This window comes from Sphingopyxis sp. C-1 (assembly GCF_001047015.1).
Lineage (GTDB): Bacteria > Pseudomonadota > Alphaproteobacteria > Sphingomonadales > Sphingomonadaceae > Sphingopyxis.
In genome coordinates this window covers 1,967,634-1,983,635 of record NZ_BBRO01000001.1, presented here as the reverse complement: position 1 = coordinate 1,983,635, position 16,002 = coordinate 1,967,634, and the positions used below count along the sequence as shown (strand labels likewise).

The following is a 16,002-nucleotide window of genomic DNA, read 5'->3' as shown; positions in this document are numbered from 1 at the left end:
GATAGTGTCGAACGCGCCGTCTGCCCCCGCTGGCGTCCCGATGCAAATGCGAATTTGCAAAGTTGCAAAGTGCATATTTGCAAAGTAGCATGAGCGCCATGCAGCCAACCCGTCTCTACGCTGGGCGACAACTTCGTCAACTTCGGGAAACCCGCGCCATCCGTCAGGCCGATTTCGCGACGCGGCTCGGCATCTCGGCCTCTTATCTCAGCCAGATCGAGCATGACGATCGCCCGCTGACGCCCGCTTTGCTCGATCGGTTGCAAAAACTGTTTCCGCTCGAATGGGAAGAAGTCGCAGCGGACGCGGGCGACCGCCGTGCAGGCGCCCTTCGCGAAGCTGCGGCTGACCCGCTTTTCGCGGCGTCACCCCTTGCGCCCGAACAGCTCGAACGTGCCGCGCTCCAGCAACCGCAACTCGCCGACCAGTTCGTCGCGCTTCATGCGGCTTACCGCCGCGCGGGGCAGCGGCTCCAGATCATCGACGAGGCACTGACTGGCGGCACCGCCGAGGGCAGCCGCCTACCGTGGGAAGAGGTGCGCGACTGGTTTCACGACGCGGGGAACTACGTCGACAGTATCGACCGCGCGGCTGAGACATTGGCCGGGCAGCTGAGGGGTAAGGAGCCCTCGCCTGCAATCGAAACAATCGAACGGAGGCTACGCGACGCGCTCGGCATCTCGATCGTCTATAACCAGACGCAGGCGCTGCGCGATTTCGATGCGACGATGCGGCATCTGGTGATCGATCCATCGCAGCCCGCCGAAAGCCGGCGCTTCCAACTCGCGCACCAACTTGCCGCGCTCGCGCTTGCGAGAGAAATTGCGGCGGTGGTCGAAGCATCGCCCCTGCGCACTGCGGCGGCGCGCCAATTGCTCCACGTCGGGCTTGCCAACTATGCCGCCGGCGCAGTGCTGATGCCCTATGCGCCGTTCCGCGCCAGCGCGCGCGCCGTACGGCACGACATCGACAGGCTACGGATGCAATATGGGGTCAGCTTCGAGCAGGCCTGCCATCGTCTTTCGACGCTTCAGCGCCCCGGCGCGCGGGGTATCCCGATGTTCTTCTGCCGCGTCGATATGGCAGGCAACATTACCAAGCGGCACTCGGCGACGCGGCTCCAATTCGCGCGTTTCGGCGGTGCATGTCCGCTGTGGATCGTACATGAAGCGGCTGCGATCCCGGACCGCATCCTGTTCCAGCTAGCCGAGACGCCCGATGGCCTGCGCTATGTGTCGATGGCGAAGGGGCTCGTAAAACCGTCGGGCAGCTATGCGCGCAGCCCGCGTCGATACGCCGTCGCGCTGGGCTGCGAGGCGCAATATGCAGGCGATTTCGTCTATGCCGACGGGGTCGATGTCGCGGCGCCGCAGGCGGCGACACGGATTGGCCTCTCCTGCCGCATCTGCCCGCGCGACGATTGCGACCAGCGCGCCTTCCCACCAAGCGACCGCCCGATCCTGGTCGATCCCGACCGGCGCGACGTCGTGCCGTACCGGATCGGCTAGCGTTCGATCACCAGTTCCTCGTCGAGAAAGTCGAGAAAGGCGCGGATACGCGCTGCCGCCCGATCCTCGGCGGCGTAAAGCGCATGAATATCCTCGCCGTCCTTGGGATTGAAATCGGGCAGCACTTCGACGAGGCGGCCCGCCGCAAGATCCTGTGCCACGTGAAAGCGCCCATGCCGGGCGATGCCGCCGCCCGCGACTGCCATCTGGCGCACGACCTCGCCCGAATTGCCAAAGAAGCTGCCATGGACGGGGCGTTGGACGATTTTGCCGCCAATGAGAAAGGGCCAACTGTCAACCGAGCGGCGGAAACTGAAGCGCAGGCAGTCATGCGCTTCGAGATCGTCAGGTGCTTGCGGCGTTCCGCGCCGCGCGAGATAATCGGGGCTCGCGACCAGGACCATACGGCTATGACCGAGCTTCTTCGCGTGCAACCGGGTGTCACGCAGCGGGCCGATACGGATCGCGATGTCGGCGCGATCCTCGACAAGATCTACGATCGCATCGGATAGTGTGAGATCGACGGTGACTTCCGGATACCGCGCTGTGAAGCGAGGCAGGATCGGCAACAAGCCCATGGTGCCGATCGACGGTGAAGCGTTGATGCGGAGCAGCCCGCGCGGACCCTGCCCTTCTTGCCCCAGCCCCGCCTCAACCGTCGCGATATCAGCCAGCAGCACGCTCATCCGGTCGCGATAGGCGGAGCCTTCCGACGTCAGCGCGAGCGAGCGGGTCGTCCGGCGCATCAATGTGACACCGAGGCGTTGCTCAAGTCGTGCTATGCTGCGACTGACGGCGGAGGGCGTAAGACGCAGCACCTTTGCCGCGGACGCGAGGCTGCCGCCATTCGCCACCGCCAGAAAGGTTTCGATATCGCCAAACCGGTTATCCATTGTCATTCCTGATTTTATATCATCACTAAAGTGACGAAGCGCATTCTAATCAACAATCGGTCGGCGCGCTATCTTCGGCTCATCTACTAGAACCAAGGAAGGAGACCGTTCATGGACCTTAAACTCAAAGGCAAGACTGCCCTCGTCACCGGATCGACCGCTGGCATCGGTTTTGCGATCGCCAAGCGCCTCGCCGAAGAAGGCGTCGATGTCGTTATCACCGGCCGCAACCAGCAAAAGCTGGACGAGGCAGCCGCCGAACTGGCCCAGTCGGGCACCATCCGCGCCGTCCTTGCCGATCCCGCTACCGCTGAAGGTGCCGAGGCACTGATCGCTGCTGTTCCCGCGGTCGATATCCTCGTCAACAATCTGGGCATTTATGAAGCCAAGCCTTTTGCGGAGATCAGCGATGCGGACTGGCACAATATCTTCGAGGTCAATGTCGTAAGCGGCGCACGCCTGTCGCGGCATTACTTCCCCAAGATGCTCGATAAAAACTGGGGCCGGGTGATCTTCATCGCGAGCGAAAGCGGCCTGCTGCCGCCCGCCGAGATGATCCATTACGGCATGACCAAGACGGCACAGCTCACCATCGCACGCGGGCTTGCCGAGCAGACCAAGGGAACGGGAGTTACCGTCAACAGCGTGCTGCCGGGACCGACGCGCTCGGAAGGCATCACCGATTTCATCCGCTCGGTCGTGTCGAACCCCGACGCGCCCGAAGCCGAGCGCGAAAAGGCGTTCTTCGAGGAACTGCGCCCGCTGTCGCTGATCCGCCGCCTGATCGAGGCCGACGAGATCGGCGCAATGGTCACCTACCTGGCAAGCCCGCTCGCGGCGGTCACCAACGGCGCGGCCATCCGCGCCGAGGGTGGGATCGTCCCGACGATTGCATAAAGCTTCGCCTCCCCTCCCGCTTGCGGGAGGGGAATCAGGCTATACCTTCACGATCCCGCGCTCGATCAGGCTATGCGCCGTCGCGAGGATCGCCTCTTCGGGTGGGCGCATCGTCCAGCCGAGCGTCTGCATTGCATGGCTGCTGTCGCCGCCGCGGACGTTACCGAGTTCGGCGACGAGCTGTTTAAGTTCGGGCCGCACCAGCGCGAACAGCTTGAGCAGCCAGTCGGGCATCTTGCGTGTTGGCACCTTCCTCGCCTTGTCGCCAAGTTTTGCGGTCAGGATATTGGCGACATCGATCATCTTCAGGAACGGCCCCGAGCAGACATAACGTTCATCGCTTATGCTCGGCGCGGTCAGTGCGCGATAATGGAGATCCGCGACATCGCGGACGTCGATGATCCCGAAACCGATGTCGGGGCACATTGGTACCTTGCCCTCGAGCAATTGCTTCACCAGCTCGATCGAGGTCGAGAGGTCGTCGGACAGCAACGGTCCAAACACCGCGGCGGGGTTGACCGAAGCGAACTCCATATCGCCGCCCTCGGCCGCAACCCAGTCGCGCGCCGCTCGCTCAGCTATGGTTTTCGAGCGCGGATAGGGCATGACCTCCGGATTATCGAGGTTCGTCCAGTCGGCTTCGTTGTAAATGTCGCGCGACTTGCCATGGCCGTAGGCTATCGCCGCCATCGACGAGGTGAGGACGAAGCGCCTGACTCCCGCCGCACGCGCGAACCGCAGCGCGCGAAGCGCGCCTTCGCGCGCGGGGACCACCAACTCGTCTGCGTGTTTGGGAACGCCGAGCGGAAAGGGTGACGCAACATGCGCGACGTGGCTGCAGCCGACGATCGCTTCGGCCCAACCCGCGTCGTGTTCCAGGTCGGCGGCGAAGAAAGCGAGCCGGTCGTTATCGACGCCCAGCCAGGCGCGGACTTCAGGTTCGCGTTTCAGGTTGCGGACGGTGGTATGCACCATCCAGCCATTGTCGATCAGCTGCCGGATCAGGAAGCCCGCGATATAGCCGCTGCCCCCGGTGACCAATGCCGTTCCCGCCATGCACCCCTCCTCTCACGCCTAATGCAAGGAAGATAGCGCATGCGGGTTGCAGGCCGAAACCTTATTTGAGGAGTACCAGTTCCTCGGCCATGCTCGGGTGCAACGCGACCGTCGCGTCGAAATCGGCCTTCGTCAGCCCCGCCTTCACCGCGATGGCGGCCGCCTGCAGGATTTCTGGCGCGTCGGGGCCAATCATGTGCAGCCCGACGACCTGATCCGTCGCGGCATTCACGATCATTTTATACAGCGCGCGCTCGTTGCGGCCCGCGAGGACATTCTTCATCGCCCGGAAATCGCTAGTGTAAACGCGGATCGAACCAAGCTTGTTGCGCGCCTCAGCCTCAGTCATCCCGACCGCGCCGATCGGCGGATGGCTGAACACGGCACTTGGGACATTGGCGTAGTCGACGACGGTCGGCTTGCCCCCGAACACCGAGTCCGCAAACGCCTGCCCCTCACGGATCGCGACGGGAGTCAATTGTATGCGGTTGGTGACGTCGCCAACCGCATAGATGCTCGGCACTGACGACTGGCTTGTTTCGTCAACCTTGATCGCGCCGTCCTTGTCGAGTTCGACCCCGACCTCTTCAAGCCCGATGCCCTTGCTGTTCGGCACGCGGCCCGCGGCAACGAGCACCGCATCGGCATGGATCGGATCACAACCTTCGAGATGGACAGTCAACGAACCGTCTTCATTCTTTTCGATCGACTGGAACGGCGCATTAAACTTGAAATCGATGCCCTTGGTCATCGAAATCTGGAGCAGCCGGTCGCGGATCTGCTCGTCGTAACCGCGCAGGATCGTGTCGCCGCGATTGACGATCGTCACCTTGCTGCCGAATTCGTTGAAGATGCCAGCGAATTCGTTGGCGATATAGCCGCCACCCGCGATCACGACGCGCTTTGGCAGCGTTTCGAGATGGAAGACTTCGTTCGAGGTGATCGCATGTTCACTGCCCGGGAATTCAGGGACGTGCGGCCAGCCGCCGGTCGCGATCAGGATGCGTTCGGCGGTAAGCTCGGTCCCGTCGGCGAGGCGTATCTTCTGGGGGCCGATGACGGTCGCACGCGTCTTGAGGACGGTGACTTTATGGTTGTCGAGCGTCTGGCCGTATAGCCCCTCGAGCCGGTCGACCTCCGCGAGCACATTGTCGCGCAGCACGGGCCAGTTGAACTTGCACTCAGGCACGTCCCAACCGAACTTGCGCGCGTCGTGGATGTCCTCGGCAAAATGGGCGCCGTAAACGAGCAGTTTCTTAGGCACACAGCCCCGGATCACGCAGGTGCCGCCGACCCGATATTCCTCCGCCACCGCAACGCGAGCGCCGTGCGAGGCCGCGATGCGTGAAGCCCGCACACCGCCCGAACCGGCGCCGATGACAAACAGGTCATAGTCGAAATCGCTCATGGATTACCCCTGAATTGGACAGGCAGGCATTCGTGCCGGGCGCCTATGTGGTTACACGGGCGCAGCTTGCCAATCGAAATTTACGGTCAGTGACAGCGACGCGCACTCAGTCGCCGAGCGCCGCCTGCATCAGCGCACGCGTCGCCGCGTCGAATTCGACGGTCCCTTCGGCGAGGCCCTTCGCCATTTCCTTGCCCAGCTCGACCCCGAACTGGTCGAACGGGTTGATCCCGAGCAGCACGGCGTTGGCGAAGACACGATGCTCGTAAAAGGCGATCAGCGCGCCGAGGCTGCGCGGCGTCACCTGGTCGAGCAGGATTGTCGTCGACGGGCGGTTCCCGGGATAATTGCGCGCGCCATCCTCGCTCGCGCGGCCCGTCATCAGCGCGGCGCCCTGTGCGATGCAATTGGCGACGAGCGTTTCATGATGCGCATCATCGAGCAGATGGTCGGGCTCGCGTGCGACGACGAACTCGACCGGGGTCAGGTGCGTCCCCTGATGGAGCAACTGGAACACTGCATGCTGTGCGTCGGTGCCGACGCCGCCCCAGGTGATCGGCGCGGTCTGCTGCGCCAGCGGCTGGCCGTCAAACGTCACCGATTTGCCGTTCGATTCCATTTCGAGCTGCTGCAGATAGGACGGCAGCAGACGAAGCCGCTCGTCATAAGCAAAGACTGCGCGCGTCTGGCACGCGAGGCGGTTGGCGTAAATCTGGTCGGCGAAGGCGGCGAGCAGGCAGATATTGTCCGCGCCGTCGGCGAGGCGGAAATGGCGGTCCATCTCGGCCGCGCCTTCCAACAGATCGGCAAAGGCGTCCCAGCCGAGCGCGAGCGCGGCGGGAAAACCGATCGACGACCATAGCGAATAGCGGCCGCCAACACTTTCGTTGAACGGCAGTATGCGCGTTTCATCGATGCCCCATTCCATCGCGCGCTCGGGCTTCGCGGTCAGCGCGATAAATCGCCCGACCGGATCGACAACGCCCGCTTCGTCGAGCCACTGCAGCGCCGAATTGGCGTTGAGCAGGGTTTCGGTCGTGGTGAAAGTCTTCGAAGCCACGGCAACGAGCGTATGCTCGGGACTGAACTTGGCGAAGGCTTCGTCGAGCGCAGCGCCATCGACGTTCGACACCACCGCGACATCATAACGATCGCTGTGACGGCCGAGCGCGTCGATAAGCAGATCCGGGCCGAGCGCCGACCCGCCGATGCCGATGTGGAGCAGGTGGCGGATCTCGCCGAACGCGCCGGCCTCGATCGCGTCGATCATCATCCGCATCCGCTGATGGAGCGCCTGGGCGGCATGAACCGACTCGGGAGCCCCATCCCCGCGCTCGGCGCTATGTTCGGCAGCACGATCCTCCGTCGGGTTCGCGATCCCGCCCGAGAAGAGCGTTTTGCGACGACCGGCGAAATCCTGCGCTTCCGCAAGGCCGGACAGGATCGCGATCGCCGAGGTGTCGAGATGGGTCTTGGCGAAGTCGAAACGAATGTCGGCGACGCTGCGCACCAGCGCCTGCAGCCGCGCTTCAGGGTCGGCGGCGACCAGATCGATCAGCTTCTGCGGCTGCCAGTCGGAGAGGGCCTGCCAGGCATCGGGGGCGGTTGTCATCGTCATTGTCCTCAACGGGGGAGTGAATCGCCGACTTTCTCTAAGCCTGCCGCCAGCCGCGCGCCAGTGTCGTCCGCCGATATTTGCTTGACGTGGCAACCTATTCATCGCCAATGCCGCGAGATGACCAATGCCAGCTTTACCGCCGATGTGACGCCCCCAACCGGGCCCGTGCCGCCCACGCCGACCCCGGCACCGGTGTCGGCCAAGGAAGAGGCGGTCGACACTGTCCGCTTCCTCGCGCTGCTCGCGATCGCAGTGCTGATTTTCCGCAGCTTTTTCCTGTCGCCCTTCAATATTCCTTCGGAATCGATGCAGCCACGACTGCTCATCGGCGACTATCTGCTCGTCAACAAGATGGCCTATGGTTATTCGAAATATAGCCTGCCGTTCAGTGTCCCGCTGATCCCGGGCCGCATTTTCGCGCGCACCCCCGAACGAGGCGACGTGGTCGTTTTCAAGGCGCCGCCGGTCGCCGACAATGATTATATCAAGCGCGTCATCGGCCTGCCCGGCGACAGCGTGCAGGTGAAGGACGGCATCGTCTGGCTGAACGGTAAGCCCGTCCAGCGCGAAGCAATGCCCGATTTCGTGATCCCCGTGACCCCGAACATGATCGAGGCATCGCGCGCGACGGGCACCCTGCCCTGCTATTCGCCCGAGTTTGAGGAAATCGCCGCCGACGGCCAACGCCAGTGCCGCTACAAGCAGTTCAGAGAAACGCTGCCCGGCGGAAAAAGCTATAACATCCTCGACATCACGACGATCCCGGAAGACAATACTCCGCTCGTCGTCGTTCCCGAGGGCCATTTGTTCCTGATGGGCGACAACCGCGACCGCAGCGCCGACAGTCGGTTCCCCGCGATGGAGAATCAGGGCATCGGCCTCGTGCCCGAGGAAAATCTCGTCGGCCACGCCCTCGTCGGCATGTTCTCGACCGATGGATCGGCGAGTTGGCTAAACCCGATCAGTTGGTTCACCGCCGCGCGCTGGGAACGGATCGGGGACGGTTTTTGAACGATCCCCTCGACACCGGGGCGCTCGCCAGCATCATCGGCGACGCTCCGGGCGATCCGGCGCTCTATGATCTGGCGCTGACGCACGGCAGCACCGGGCGCGCCGACTATCAACGGCTCGAGTTTCTGGGCGACCGTGTCCTGGGGCTCGTGATTGCGTCTGAACTCTACACGCGCTTCCCCACCGCAAGCGAAGGCGAGATGTCGTCGCGGCTGCACGTGCTCGCGGCGGGCGCGACGTGCGCTGCGGTGGCGCGCAAGCTCGATCTGACCGCACTGATCCGCTTCGGCGCGCAGGCACGTAACGACGGCGGGCGATACAGCGACAATATTGCTGCCGACGCGATGGAAGCCCTGATCGGCGCACTCTATCTCGACAAAGGTGCTGATGCGGCGCGGCAGTTCATCCTGACCCATTGGAACGAAATGATCGACGGGCAGCAGGCGGCGCCGAAACATCCGAAGGCGGCGCTTCAGGAATGGGCGCTCGCACGCAAACGCCGCCCGCCCGAGTATGAAATCGTCTCACGCGAAGGCCCCGACCACGCGCCGCGCTTTCGTATCGCGGTGAGCATCGGCAAGCTCGCCCGTGCTGAAGCCGAAGGTGCATCGAAACAAGCTGCCGAAAAGGCGGCGGCGGCGGCGTTGCTCGCCGAACTCGAAGGAATGAAATTATGACCCAGCATTGCGGTTTTGTCGCCGTCGTCGGCGCGCCCAACGCGGGAAAATCGACCATCGTCAACGCACTCGTCGGCCAGAAGGTCGCGATCGTCAGCCCAAAGGCGCAAACGACGCGCACACGGTTGATGGGCGTCGCTATGGACGGCGAGACACAGATCGTTCTGATCGATACGCCGGGCATCTTTGCCCCCACCCGCCGGCTCGACCGCGCGATGGTCGCGGCGGCGTGGAACAGCCTCGATCAGGCCGAGGCGATCCTGGTCATGATCGACGCCGCCGCCAAGCTCGGCGAACGTGCGGAGCGCGTGCTGCAGGGAATCGAGGGGCGGCCCGAGAAGAAGTTTCTTGTGCTCAACAAGGTTGACCTGACCAAGAAGGACAAGCTGCTAACGATCGCGACCCAGCTCAATGAGCGCGTCAAATTCGACGAAACCTTCTTCATCTCAGCCAGCACCGGCGACGGGGTTCCCGAACTCAAGACGACACTGTCGAAGCTGATGCCCGAAGGGCCTTGGCACTTTCCCGAAGATGAGGTCAGCGACGCGCCCGAACGCATGCTAGCCGCCGAGATCACGCGCGAACAGCTTTACCGCCAGCTCCACGAGGAACTGCCTTATCAGTCGACGGTCGAGACCGAGAAGTTCACGACGCGCCCCGACGGAAGTGCCGAAATCCACCAGCAGATCCTTGTCGCACGCGACAACCAGCGCGCAATCATCCTGGGCCACAAGGGCGAGCGCATCAAGGAAATCGGCAGCAAGTCGCGCGCCGAACTGACCGAACTGCTGGGACGCAAGGTTCACCTGTTCCTGCATGTGAAGGTCAAGGCGAATTGGGACGAGGACCGCGGCGTCTATCGCGACATGGGGCTCGACTGGGTCGATTGAGCCTGCGGGTACTTGCGGGAGAATATATGGAACGTCCGAAATCGATCATCGCCTTCGAAAGGGCTTTCTGGGCTTCTTTCGCGGTTGGCCTGCTAGGTGGGATTTTGAGCTGGAATCAGGTGCTTGCGGCCTATGAGCGCGAGCCGTCGATTGCTGCGATGGGCTTTGGCAGCGGGTTTCTGATCTCAATCTGGTGCATCAGCTTGGCGTGCCAGTTCCTCTTCTGGTATCTTATTGCGCGCAAGGCTAGCAATGTAACGCGATGGGTCTACGTCGTGCTAATGGGCCTTGGCATTATTTCGGCACTCGCGACGATTAATGATCCCGCCATGCCCGGCGGCGTCTCATGGATTTTCAGCCTCGCGTCGAGCGCGCTGACCGCGCTTGCTATCTTTTTCCTATTTCGGCCCGATGCGTCGGATTGGCTGACCAAAAAGCGGTATGTCGATCCAGATACCTTCCGCTAGTCGCTAAATCCTCCGACAGTCATTCGGCGGCGCGTTCCCGTCGAAGCGCGCCGTGATCCAGCCGATCGTTTCCTGCGCGCTGTCGCGCGCGGCATCGACATGACCGCCCGTCATCTCGATCCAGCGCAGCGCCGTACCGCGGCGGCAGACGGATTTCGCAAATTTGCGGGTGACGGCGGGGGCGATGATCGTGTCCTTGCTGCTTTGCGCGATCAGCAGAGGTCCCGGCACGCGTGCCGGATCGACGCTGTTGGCGCGGGCGAAGCTTCCCCATGGTTCGATTTTGGCGATGTCCTTGTTCTTCGTGGCGCGAACAATGGTCAGGACGCCGAGGATCATGCCGAACTTCGGCTTCTTTTCCAGGCTGATGCAGTTATTCTCCGCCAGTCGGTGGATGATGCCCTGGTTCGTGCGGTTGGCTATGCCGTCCATCGAGAAGCCATAGAGCGTCGACCAGCTATGCAGCGTAAAGGATAGGAGAAGTGCGCGCGCATTCTTGTCGCTGCCCTCGCGCAGATTGGCCGCCAGATCGGTCGGGGGCGCCGCTGCAGCAGTGGCCACGAGCCGCAAGTCGGGCGCATGTGAGCGCGCGGCTATCGCGGTCCAAAGCGCCGCATGGGCGCCTTGCGATTCACCCCATACCGCGAAGTCGGCGCCCGCAGCGGCGCCCGGGATTTCGCGCGCCGCGCGCACCGCGTCGAGAACCGCATTGGCAGTATCCTGACCAACGAGAAAAGGGTGCATCGTAGAGCTTGCGAGGCCGATATAGTCGGGCGCGACCACAACATAACCGCTGCGGACGGCATCCATTCCGGCGGTCGCCGCGAAGAAGTTCGGACTGAGCGAGGGCGCGCATTTTTCGGCGACGCCCCATGCGCCGTGGGTCCAGGCGATAACGCGGCGCGGACGCGACGGCATCGCTTCCATCGGGGCCGCAACGATGCCCGTTACCGCGAGGCGCTGACCATTGCCGTTCGTCGTCCAATATTGCACGCGCCAGGCCTGCACGCCCGCTGGCGTATCCTGCATCGGGTCGGCCGATATCAGGCGCCCCGCCTGTTGAGCGGCGGCGGGTAAGGAAAATATGGACAGAATGGAAAGCAGGAAGGCGGCGAGCAGGTGGCGCATGGACAGTCTCCCGGATGCGCCACCCTATCATGCCTTGGCAGCGGCGCAAACGCCGCCGGTCGAGACAGTTATTCCGCCGCCGCCTTTTTGGCCGGAGCTTTCTTTGCAGCCGTTTTCTTGGCCGCGGGCTTCTTAGCCGCAGCTTTCTTCGGTGCCGCCTTTTTCTTGCCCTTCGCCGGCCCCTTCGCCGCGCGCGCGTCGATCAACGCGATCGCTTCTTCCAGCGTCAGCGTCGCCGGATCTGCTGTCTTGGGCAGGGTTGCATTGGTCGTGCCATCGGTGACGTAAGGACCGAATCGCCCTTCCATCAGCTTCATCTCGCCGCCGCTTGTCGGATGTGGGCCGAAGGTATTGAGCGGCTCGGCCTTGGTCCGTCCGCGCCCGCCGCCCGCAGCAGCTTCGGCGATGCGCACGACCGCGGCGTTCATGCCGATATCGAAGATTTCGGCGGTGCCCGTCAGTTTCGCATATTTGCCGTCGTGGAGCAGATAGGGGCCATAACGCCCCAGCCCTGCCATGATCGTCTTGCCGCTTTCGGGATGCACCCCGACCTCGCGCGGCAGGCTCAGCAGTCGCAGTGCATAATCAAGGTCGAAATCCTCGCCCGGAATATCCTTCGGGATCGACGACCGCTTCGCCTCCTTGCCGTCACCGAGCTGGATATACGGGCCAAAGCGCCCGCTGCGCTTCGTCACCTCCAGCCCGCTGTCGGGATCATTTCCCATCGTCTCGGGACCGGTATCCGCACCGTCGCTACCGCCTGGCTGCGCAAACTTCCGGGTGAATTTGCAGTCGGGATAGTTGCTGCACGCGATAAACGGCCCGAACTTGCCGCCGCGCAGCGCGAGGCGCCCGGTGCCGCAATTGGGGCAGAGGCGCGGGTCGCTGCCGTCGCCCTTGTCCGGGAAGAGATAGGGGCCGAGGAATTCGTCGAGCGCCGCGGTGATCTCCGACGGCTTCTGCTCCATCACTTCGCCGGTGCGCGGTTTGAAATCGCGCCAGAAGCGCTCAAGCACCGCCTGCCATTGTGCACGACCGCCCGACACGTCGTCGAGTTCTTCCTCGAGCCCGGCGGTGAAATCATAGCCGACATAACGTTCGAAGAAGCGTTCGAGGAACGCCGTCAGCAGCCGCCCGCTCTCCTCTGGGATGAAGCGGTTCTTCTCGACCGTCACATAAGCGCGGTCCTTGAGCACCTGCAGGATCGAGGCATAGGTCGACGGACGCCCAATGCCGAGTTCCTCCATCTTCTTGACGAGGCTCGCTTCGGAATAGCGCGGCGGCGGCTGTGTCTCGTGGCTTTCGACCTCGACGCCGGTTTTCGCCGGCGCATCGCCCTTTGCCATCGCCGGCAACAGGCGCGCATCCTCGTCGTCGCCAGCATCGTCGCGGCTTTCGTCGTAGAGTGCAAGGAATCCAGGGAATTTCACCACCTGTCCCGTCGCGCGCATCACCGTCTTGCCGGTGCCGTCGGACAGATCGACGCTGGTGCGTTCGAGCCGCGCCGACGCCATCTGGCTCGCGAGCGCACGCTTCCAGATCAGCTCGTAGAGGCGGCCATGATCGCCGCTGCCTGCCTTGTCCTTCGAAAAGTCGGTCGGGCGGATCGCCTCATGCGCTTCCTGCGCATTCTTTGCCTTGGTCTGATACTGGCGCGGCTGGTCGGGGACATAGCCACCGTCGTAGCGCGTCGCGATGGCTTTGCGGGCCGCGCTGATCGCGCTTCCATCCATCTGAACGCCGTCGGTACGCATATAGGTGATCGCGCCATCCTCGTAGAGCGCCTGCGCCACGCGCATCGTGTGGCTTGCGGAGAAGCCGAGCTTGCGCGCGGCTTCCTGTTGCAGCGTCGAGGTCGTGAACGGCGGCGGCGGATTGCGCGTCAGCGGCTTGGTCTCGACCGCATCGACAGTGAAATGGCCCGCCTTCACATCAGCTTCGGCGGCGCGCGCGTCGGCCTCGTTCGTGATCGAGAGGCGCTCGATCTTGTCGCCGCGCCAGCGCGAAAGCCGCGCCTTGAACGGCGTACCGCCCATCTCGAACAGGCCGGTCACCGACCAATATTGCTGCGCAACAAAAGCCTCGATCTCGCGCTCGCGCTCGACCACCAGCCGCAGCGCGACCGACTGGACGCGGCCGGCCGATTTTGCTCCGGGCAGTTTGCGCCACAGCACCGGCGACAGGGTGAAGCCGACGAGATAGTCGAGCGCGCGGCGCGCCCGGTAGGCGTCGATCAAATCGGTGTCGAGCTCGCGCGGATGCGCCATCGCATCGGTCACGGCCTGCTTGGTGATTGCGTTGAAGGTGACGCGATCGACCAACGCCGGCAGCGCCTTCTTGCTGCGCAACAACTCCTGCACATGCCAGCTAATCGCCTCGCCCTCGCGATCAGGGTCAGTCGCGAGAATCAGTCGATCGGCGCCCTTCGCGGCGTCCTGAATTTCCTTCATCCGCTTCGTTTTGTCGGGATACAACTGCCACTGCATCGCAAAGCCGTCGTCAGGATCGACCGAGCCGTCCTTGGGCGGCAAGTCGCGAACATGGCCATAGCTGGCCAGAACCTTGAAATCGCGACCGAGATATTTCTCGATCGTTTTCGCCTTTGCGGGCGATTCCACAATTACCAATTGCATTAAAAAACTATCCCCGTCACCGGCTCTCACATGTACGCGCGAGGGTGGCGGGGATAGCTTGATTCCGTCAAGCTGGATTTTTTCTTATCCATCCTGCCATTTGAAATCGGCGGGCAGGATGCATTTGCCGGCGTCATATTTGCCGACACTGCGGATGATTTCCTGGTCGTCAGGCTCGACGCGGCGGCCGCTGATCTGGCTGTCGATCACACGGCGGACGAGCGCATCGAGCTTGGTCACAAGATAGCAGTCGATCGCCGGCGGCGCGTGCGGATCGCCGACGCCGCTGTCGTCGGTCAGGAACAGATAGCGCGACTGCGTCGCTGCCGCCATCGCGCGCATCGCATATTCGGCCTTGTCAGCGACGCCCGAGGCGGCGACCGGCGTGATATGAATGCGCTTGGCGCGCGCAGCCTCCGCAGCAGCCCAAGTCCTGCCGAACTTGTCGTCGTGCGGCGGCGCGTCGGCGACGAGCAGCAAGGACTTCACCGCGTCGGGACGCCAGTCCTGCCCGACCGCGCGGATCATCGCCTGATCCATCGCCTCGGGATAGTCGCCACCACCGTTCGCATCCTGCCGCGCCAGCGCGCCCTGCACGCGCCCAATGTCGCGATCGAAGGCAACCGTGCGCGTGACATAATCATCGCCAAGGTCGCGGTAGAAGACAAAGCCGATCCGGATATCGAGATCGCGGTGCTTCGCCGTAATCGCGCCGATGATAGAGCGGAGTTCGGCCTGTAAATAGTTGATCTCGTCGCCCATGCTGCCCGTCGTGTCGACGACCAGCATCAGGTCGAGCTTGGTCGCTTTCGTCGCCGCCTGGTTCGCGGTCAGGCCGACGACCTGCCCGCCTGCGGCATTGGCGACCAGAACCGGTCGTGCGTCGGCGATGTTGCGCCCGGCCTTTCGCGCCGAAACGGTGATTCGTTCGCTCAGCCGGTCGAGCCCGGGGAAAAAGACCGCGCTGCCGTCGGCCTGCGTCGCCATGGTGATGCTGTTGCCGTCGCTGCACGTCACCACGACGTCGGCGAAGGGGATCGGCTGGCCGCTGCGGTCATTGACCTTCACCGTCACGACGCGCGTGGTATCGACCCGCGGCAGGTTGCGGACTTCCTGCCCCAGATCGCCGCTGCGATTGACGTAGGCGACGTAGAGCTCGGGGTTGAGCAGGTCGTCATGCTCGCCCGCGGTCAATATGCCCGATTGGGGTTGCGGCTGCGGCCGTGGATAGGAACGCGGAGGGACGATGCCAGGGCTGACGCGTGCGAAATCCGAAGACGAGCCCGGGGTCGGCGCGGCCGAAGCGGGCGGCGGCGGGAGCGCCTCAGCGGCGGAATAGCTGGAACCAGCGCCCGCTCGCGATCGAGATACCACCACCTCGGCAGCATCGTCGGAATAGGATGGGGGCGGCGGAGCCATTGGCGGAGGGGGCGGCGGCGGCGGAGGTGGTGGTGGCGGCGGAGGGGCGGGCTCGACGGCCATTGCCTCTTCGCGATCACGTTTCTCGCTCCCCCGCGTCTTGATGCTGCCATTCAACGGCTGCGGCTGGGGCTGCATCTCTGGATCGAGCTGGGGCAAGGGCGCGGCGTTGCGGCAGAAGCCCTGGTCAGGAGAAGGCCGCGAATGCGCCATCGCGAGCGGTATTGGTGCGGGCGCTGCGGCCAGTACGGCAACCATAGTCACGCTTGTCAGAAACCGGCTTCGCATCAACAAACTCCCCACCATGTGATACAATATCATTAGCCTGTGGCTCGGCCGCTGAACTGTGGCTGAACCGCGATGAGGCGTTAGATTGTCAAGGGTTAGCCAGCAGTGC

At 63.5% G+C, this 16,002-nt stretch carries 14 protein-coding genes; 7 read left to right on the top strand and 7 right to left on the bottom strand.

Annotated elements, in window-relative coordinates; all coding sequences use genetic code 11:
* The first annotated feature begins 89 nt into the window (after window positions 1-89).
* Complete coding sequence (locus SC1_RS09205; RefSeq protein ID WP_062180397.1) at window positions 90-1,508, top strand: helix-turn-helix transcriptional regulator; 1,419 nt, start codon at window positions 90-92, stop codon at window positions 1,506-1,508.
* Here SC1_RS09205 and SC1_RS09200 read toward each other — a convergent pair.
* Entirely contained in the window at window positions 1,505-2,401 is an 897-nt protein-coding gene (locus tag SC1_RS09200) for a LysR family transcriptional regulator (protein ID WP_062180394.1), read from the bottom strand. The two genes, SC1_RS09205 and SC1_RS09200, sit on opposite strands and share 4 nt — an antisense overlap.
* Window positions 2,402-2,512: 111 nt before the next feature.
* Here SC1_RS09200 and SC1_RS09195 point away from each other — a divergent pair, with 111 nt between their 5' ends.
* Window positions 2,513-3,298 (top strand): SDR family NAD(P)-dependent oxidoreductase, encoded by a 786-nt coding sequence (locus SC1_RS09195; RefSeq protein WP_062180391.1) that lies wholly within the window; start codon window positions 2,513-2,515, stop codon window positions 3,296-3,298.
* Between the two features lie 39 nt (window positions 3,299-3,337).
* Here the strand turns inward: SC1_RS09195 and SC1_RS09190 are convergent, their stop codons facing one another.
* The 3 genes from SC1_RS09190 to pgi all read right to left on the bottom strand — a co-directional run bounded on the left by SC1_RS09190 (window position 3,338) and on the right by pgi (window position 7,374).
* Window positions 3,338-4,354, bottom strand: a complete 1,017-nt coding sequence (locus SC1_RS09190) for an NAD-dependent epimerase/dehydratase family protein (protein ID WP_062180388.1) — start codon at window positions 4,352-4,354, stop codon at window positions 3,338-3,340.
* Window positions 4,355-4,415: 61 nt separating this feature from the next.
* Complete coding sequence (gene gor / locus SC1_RS09185) at window positions 4,416-5,762, bottom strand: glutathione-disulfide reductase (protein ID WP_062180385.1); 1,347 nt, start codon at window positions 5,760-5,762, stop codon at window positions 4,416-4,418.
* A 106-nt stretch (window positions 5,763-5,868) separates the two neighbouring features.
* Window positions 5,869-7,374, bottom strand: coding sequence for a glucose-6-phosphate isomerase (gene pgi / locus SC1_RS09180; protein ID WP_062183879.1), 1,506 nt, complete (start codon window positions 7,372-7,374; stop codon window positions 5,869-5,871).
* A 198-nt stretch (window positions 7,375-7,572) separates the two neighbouring features.
* On the opposite strand from pgi, the gene lepB reads away from it, so the two are divergent.
* From lepB to SC1_RS09160, 4 genes are read left to right on the top strand one after another with little or no spacing between them, the layout of a single operon-like run.
* Window positions 7,573-8,391, top strand: a complete 819-nt coding sequence (gene lepB / locus SC1_RS09175) for a signal peptidase I (RefSeq protein ID WP_062183876.1) — start codon at window positions 7,573-7,575, stop codon at window positions 8,389-8,391.
* Complete coding sequence (gene rnc / locus SC1_RS09170; protein WP_083435911.1) at window positions 8,388-9,068, top strand: ribonuclease III; 681 nt, start codon at window positions 8,388-8,390, stop codon at window positions 9,066-9,068. Before lepB ends, rnc begins: the two co-directional genes overlap by 4 nt.
* The gene (gene era / locus SC1_RS09165) at window positions 9,065-9,958 is read left to right on the top strand and encodes a GTPase Era (protein WP_062180375.1); all 894 of its coding nucleotides are present in this window, start codon (window positions 9,065-9,067) and stop codon (window positions 9,956-9,958) included. The genes rnc and era overlap by 4 nt, the downstream gene beginning before the upstream one ends.
* 26 nt (window positions 9,959-9,984) lie before the next feature.
* The gene (locus SC1_RS09160) at window positions 9,985-10,425 is read left to right on the top strand and encodes a hypothetical protein (protein ID WP_062180372.1); all 441 of its coding nucleotides are present in this window, start codon (window positions 9,985-9,987) and stop codon (window positions 10,423-10,425) included.
* A 3-nt stretch (window positions 10,426-10,428) separates the two neighbouring features.
* On the opposite strand, the gene SC1_RS09155 is transcribed toward SC1_RS09160, so the two are convergent.
* The 3 genes from SC1_RS09155 to SC1_RS09145 form a co-directional block, all read right to left on the bottom strand.
* A complete protein-coding gene (locus SC1_RS09155; RefSeq protein WP_062180369.1) occupies window positions 10,429-11,553 on the bottom strand; it encodes a lipase family protein in 1,125 nt (374 codons plus the stop codon).
* A 68-nt stretch (window positions 11,554-11,621) separates the two neighbouring features.
* Window positions 11,622-14,186, bottom strand: a complete 2,565-nt coding sequence (gene topA, locus SC1_RS09150; protein WP_062180366.1) for a type I DNA topoisomerase — start codon at window positions 14,184-14,186, stop codon at window positions 11,622-11,624.
* Between the two features lie 84 nt (window positions 14,187-14,270).
* The gene (locus tag SC1_RS09145) at window positions 14,271-15,605 is read right to left on the bottom strand and encodes a vWA domain-containing protein (RefSeq protein WP_238586638.1); all 1,335 of its coding nucleotides are present in this window, start codon (window positions 15,603-15,605) and stop codon (window positions 14,271-14,273) included.
* 103 nt (window positions 15,606-15,708) lie between these two features.
* On the opposite strand from SC1_RS09145, the gene SC1_RS22395 reads away from it, so the two are divergent.
* Window positions 15,709-15,915: a hypothetical protein gene (locus tag SC1_RS22395; RefSeq protein WP_238586637.1), complete on the top strand. Its 207-nt coding sequence runs from the start codon at window positions 15,709-15,711 to the stop codon at window positions 15,913-15,915.
* The last annotated feature ends 87 nt before the right edge of the window (window positions 15,916-16,002 follow it).